This is a genomic window from Yoonia sp. R2-816 (assembly GCF_046762905.1).
Lineage (GTDB): Bacteria > Pseudomonadota > Alphaproteobacteria > Rhodobacterales > Rhodobacteraceae > Yoonia.
Window position 1 is genome coordinate 1 of record NZ_JBKQXN010000262.1, and the last position, 5,345, is coordinate 5,345.

4 protein-coding genes are annotated in these 5,345 nt (G+C 53.1%); 1 reads left to right on the plus strand and 3 read right to left on the minus strand.

Annotated elements, in window-relative coordinates:
* A partial coding sequence (gene mutL / locus ACFWW2_RS16620) for a DNA mismatch repair endonuclease MutL (protein ID WP_393929754.1) occupies positions 1 to 1,634 on the plus strand: 1,634 nt, incomplete at its 5' end.
* 135 nt (positions 1,635 to 1,769) lie between these two features.
* On the opposite strand, the gene ACFWW2_RS16625 is transcribed toward mutL, so the two are convergent.
* The 3 genes from ACFWW2_RS16625 to ACFWW2_RS16635 all read right to left on the minus strand — a co-directional run.
* Positions 1,770 to 4,235, minus strand: a complete 2,466-nt coding sequence (locus ACFWW2_RS16625; RefSeq protein WP_393929756.1) for a type IV secretory system conjugative DNA transfer family protein — start codon at positions 4,233 to 4,235, stop codon at positions 1,770 to 1,772.
* The gene (locus ACFWW2_RS16630) at positions 4,225 to 4,713 is read right to left on the minus strand and encodes a hypothetical protein (RefSeq protein ID WP_393929758.1); all 489 of its coding nucleotides are present in this window, start codon (positions 4,711 to 4,713) and stop codon (positions 4,225 to 4,227) included. Before ACFWW2_RS16630 ends, ACFWW2_RS16625 begins: the two co-directional genes overlap by 11 nt.
* Positions 4,710 to 5,345: DUF1173 family protein (locus tag ACFWW2_RS16635; RefSeq protein ID WP_393929760.1), on the minus strand; the 636-nt coding region annotated here is incomplete at its 5' end. The genes ACFWW2_RS16630 and ACFWW2_RS16635, both read right to left, overlap by 4 nt.

Sequence of the window (5,345 nt, forward strand, 5' to 3'; positions counted from 1 at the left end):
TGTCTCGTCATGCAACGTCCAAGCTGGAAGGGTCCGACTTACTCAACATTCATACCTTTGGGTTTCGTGGAGAGGCTTTACCGGCTCTTGGAGCTGTGGGGCGGCTGACAATCACAAGTCGTGTGGCTGATGAAGAGGCAGCTTCGATCCGTGTTTCTGGTGGAGATATGGAAGCTGTGAAACCCGCAGCCCTAAGCGCTGGCACAGTTGTGGAACTCCGTGATCTGTTCTTTGCAACACCGGCTCGCTTGAAGTTCATGCGCACTGATCGTGCGGAAGGACAAGCGATTTCAGATGTTGTTAAGCGGCTTTCCATGGCCGAGCCCTCAGTGACGTTTGTCTTACGAGATGTATCTGGTGGAGGCGAAGGACGTGTTGTCTTCCGGGCAGATCGTGAGAGCGGTGAGTTGTTTGATGCATTGCACGCAAGGCTCGCAAAGGTTTTAGGCCGTGACTTTGCGGACAACGCATTGCGGATCGATGGGACACGGGATGGACTTCGGCTTTACGGATATGCGGCCCTCCCAACCTATTCGCGGGGCGCTGCGGTGTCGCAATTCCTTTACGTCAACGGCCGTCCAGTACGTGACAAGTTGCTCATCGGGGCGCTTCGGGCCGCCTATTCCGATTTTCTCAGTCGCGACCGCCACCCCGCTGCGGTGCTGTTCATAGATTGCGAGCCCACCCTGGTGGATGTAAATGTACATCCTGCGAAATCCGAGGTCCGGTTCCGCGACCCAGGTGTGGCCCGCGGGTTGATCGTCTCGGCTTTGAAGCATGCTCTGGCCGATGCTGGGCATAGGGCCTCGACGACTGTTTCTGATGCAACACTGGGTGCAATGAGACCGGAACCAATGAAGCCCGGCTCAGCCCGAGTTTATCAAATGGATCGGCCATCCAACGCGGCGCGGGGTGCGGCATATCAAGCTCAAACTCCTGCGTTCGAAGAGCTTGCCAATGATCTGAGCGGAAACACTCCGGAGCTCAGTGTTCCAGAGGGTTCTTCCTCATCTGAGCCGGCACCTACCCAGGAAGCAGAAACGCCTGCAGAAAGCCTTCCGCTTGGCGCAGCCCGCGGACAGGTGCATGAAAACTACATCATCGCGCAAACATCTGATGGCATGGTAATCGTAGATCAACATGCAGCACATGAAAGACTGGTCTACGAGAGACTTAAGCACCAGATGGCGAAAGACGGCATCGCTGCCCAAGCACTTTTGATTCCGGAAATCGTGGAGCTTCCAGAGGAAGATTGCTCTCGGCTGATGGAACTGGCCGAGGAGCTCAGTGGTATGGGATTGACCATCGAACCATTCGGGGGAAATGCCATTGCTGTGCGAGAGACACCCGCTATTCTGGGTGAAGTCGATGCACAGTCCTTGCTTCTCGACGTTTTGGACGAACTCTCAGATCAGGGCGAAAGCCAAATCGTAAAAGCTAAAATCGACGCCATCCTCAGCCGTGTTGCTTGTCACGGATCTATCCGGTCGGGTCGTTGGATGCGCGCAGAAGAAATGAACGCATTGCTACGTGAAATGGAGGCAACACCGCATTCCGGTCAGTGCAACCACGGACGACCAACCTATGTAGAACTGAAACTTGCCGACATTGAAAAGCTCTTCGGACGCACTTGAAGACCTCAACAGGTTCAATGCCTGTTCGGCTTCGACGGGCGCCCTTGTTGGATGTCGATTGTGCCTGCGGTAGACAAGCATGAGCATTTCGATTTTCCAGACACGACGAGATTACGCCATTACGTTGCTCGCGGTTTATCGATCTATCCCTCGGACCTTCTTCACCATCTCAGAGCGTGTGAAGTACATCGCCTTGCTCGCCATGATTGGCTTGGTGTCTCGAGTCAAAATAATCGCGCCATGTCGTGGAATTTCAGAGATTTGCCGCGCCGAAAGTAGGGGCATTTCTCTCAATTGTTCACTCCGCGTAGTTCCCGATTGAACCCTCATGATGCTGTCTGAAGTCGAGCTTTTTGAGTGACTAAGGGTTTCGACAACTTCGGTACTGGTACCGAGCATTCCGGAAAGGTCTTCTGCTCGGGTTTTCGACTGAACCCATCCCAAGACTTTCGCTTCCGTCCCATTCATCCAAGCTTCAGCGCCCTCCCTATCCCAAACGCCCTCTACCTCGCCCCAGGTTTGGTAGATCATCATAAGATGCAGGCCGTATCCTCGGCCTTCGTCGCGGATGAGAGGAAGAATGTCTAGTTTCCCGAGGCTTTTTGCCTCGTCGATAATGATCAGACGCCGCGCCAACGGTTTCTCAGGTGTGACACCTATTTGGGCTCCAATGAGAATGCTGCCAAGTAAGAGACGGATCAAGGGTTCAAACGTCTTAAGCGTCAATGTCGATACGTTGATGAAAATGTCTGTTTTTGGGTCGAGAGCGATCTTTGATTTATTGGACCCCTCAGGGCTGCTGACATATGCCGCCGTGTCTGGGTACTCCGCAAAGTTAAGCTTATTGGTAATTGGTCGAATGAAGCTGTCAAAGCCACGCTCATCGATTGCTTTGGCTCGTTCGAGGGCATTGACGACAAACGGAATATCCGCGTGAAGTGCCGCCACATCGGCAGCACGTTCTAGTACCTCTTTCATATCGCCAGATAAGAACTTCAAGATATCCGCCGGAATGCATTGGCTCTTGGATTTCATGAAGTGGTAGATAAGAGGTGTCAGGAGGTCGACGCTTCTCTCCCTGAAATACTCGTGTTCTGGCGACGCGGACCTGGGGACAAGTAAGTCCGCAATCGTTCTATAAGTCGACAGCTCATTTCCAATGAGTGGTTCCAACATTCGAAAAGGGTCCAAGCCATCGTCGCTTCCAATCTTGATCGGATTGAAGCCCATTGCACGGCGCGCAGCTTTCGTAAGTTCGTATATTTCCCCCTTCGGATCCACCACTATAACGGGGCCATTATACGTCAGAACATTCGGAATCACGATCCCGCTGCTCTTGTAACCACCTGTCTCGGACACGACGAGTACGTGCCCATTACCTGCTGCGGGGTCTATCGTCAGCAGATCGCCCTTGCCCTGCCTACCCCATGTTGACGGTTCCTTATGCTTAAAATTGGGCGTTTCCTTGATTGGATCGGTCAATTCACCAAGAACGATCCCGCCGGGTACAGACATGTTGCGCCGGATAGTGCTGCGGTCTTCCCAGGTAGCATTATGCAGGCCCTTAACGGGGCGCGACTTTTCCTTGGTCCCTAAGCGGTTGTGACCATCTCGGAGCCACTCATATGTTACCCGGACGCCGCAACAGCTTACGAAGAACGTCAGCGCGGCCATAATCAATACCAAACTGGATCCAGAATCGCTTTGCAAACGTTGGGGAGCGTTAAGCACGCCACGAAACGACAGCGCAATTTCACTGACCTGCCAATAACTTCCGTATAGTATGGCGAGGCTGCTAAACAATATCACAGGGCCACACGCGTGGAAGCGCCGATAATGCACTCTGAAGACAATCCAAAGTAAAGCGGGTGCACTCCACCAGGCAGCCGTCGTGGCGAGTTGTTTGATAACAACCGTGGCCTCACCGGTCACGGCAATGTGTGAGCGCCATACCGCTATGTGGTATGGGGTGTTTGACAAGAAAACTGCAATGAATGGCAAGGCACTGAAGATCCAAAATAGGAAAACCTGGATGCCACGACGCTGGCTCTGGCTTATGTTTTTATCAAACCACAGCGAGGTTGCTTTAACCGGTGTCCACCGATCCAGACCAGTAGCTCGTAGGCTAGATTCAACCAGAGTGTCATGGTCGCCTGATAGGGATTGCGCCTGCGCAAATAAAGCCACGCACAATCGTATCCCGAGCGCACCGAGCAGAAACCAGCCCGCGTACCAGGCTATGATCTTCAGCATAACGGGCGAGACTTGAAAGCCATTTGCCAAGGTGAGTGATGCTTTCAATTGCAATAGCAACGGACCTGTCAAAGTGGATGTTGAGTAGAAAAAGAAGAAGGCAATACCCACAAATATCGGCCCAAGCAGACTGGGCCTGATGGATCGCATGGTTACGCTACCCGTGATGGTTGCGATGAGAAGGGCCAACAAGAGTTGCCAGTTATAGACAACAAAATCATGTAACTGGATGTTACGCGCCAACATGTCTTCCATGCGTGCGCGCCCGACAAAATGGACCTGCACGATGGCTGTCAGAATGCAGGCAAACCCAAACCCAAAAGCTGTGAAGATGTTCTCACGTGTCATGGGGTGGCTCCTTGCCAGCATCATTCGTTTCGGAATCGCCGTTTCTGCCCAACCAATCCGCCATGATCTCTTTGTTGCGGGCTGCAACGTTGGCGTCCTTGTGCTGGGACAGAAACTTCTCAAGCTCACCTGCAACCCACTCAAACTCTTCTGGGCGGTGATTCATTTGCGCTATCAAAAAAGAACCCAGTAGAATCTTGCGCTGTGCGTCAAGGCGACGGGCGGCATCGCGCATTCGGGAATTGAGCTTTGTCATGCGGTCCTCGAGCTTTCTCAGTTGAGAATGTTTCGGTGTCATGGTGGCAAGGGTCTGCTTGAACATCTCGTCGATGTCCGCTGTCTTGATCGCCTGGCTAAAATAGCCGGCGCGTTTGGCGGCGGCGATCAGACGCGCTTCTTCACGGGTGCGGACGCGTTTGATCTCCTCCTCAAGTTCGTTCCGCGACATTGACGCCACCGTGGGTTTGTCATTGTTCATGCAGGTGTCCCCCCGACATGACGCGATCTTGGCGCTGCGATCGTTGGCATGACCACCTCATTTGCCCAAATCCAATGCGGGTAGTCTTCCTCCTGCAGAGCGGTCTGGATGTCGCGGATCGTCTCAACTAATGCGCCAGGTGGCGTCACAAACATCGCAATGGGGTTCTCGGTGTCGCTGAGCAGAACAGATGCGATGGTCGCGTCAGGCGGCAGGTTAAACCTTTGTTGCTTGATAAAGCGACGCTTCTGGCTGACCAGTGTTTCCAGAAGCTTGGCTTCCTTTACATGCTCGAAAGGCAGGAACTCGCGGGTCACAAGTATCATGCCGATAGTCTGCAAGGCTGGATATCCGGCCTTCGTCATTGTGAACGTGGCAATAGCAATCGGCATCGCGCCATCGACTATGCTTGCCAGGATCAACTGCTCTTCAAATACCCGGTTGAATCGCTTTGTCAGGTCAGCATCCGCGAAAAAACTGCAATCGGGGATATGCTTGAATGTGAATTTTGAGCCGTAAATGGAGGGTTGATGAGATTTGTACTCGGCAATGAGAATGCCGACAGAGGTGCCACCGGTACTCATGCGCGCGATCTGATCGAACTTGCGGGTACGTTCCTCGGTCAGTTGTGC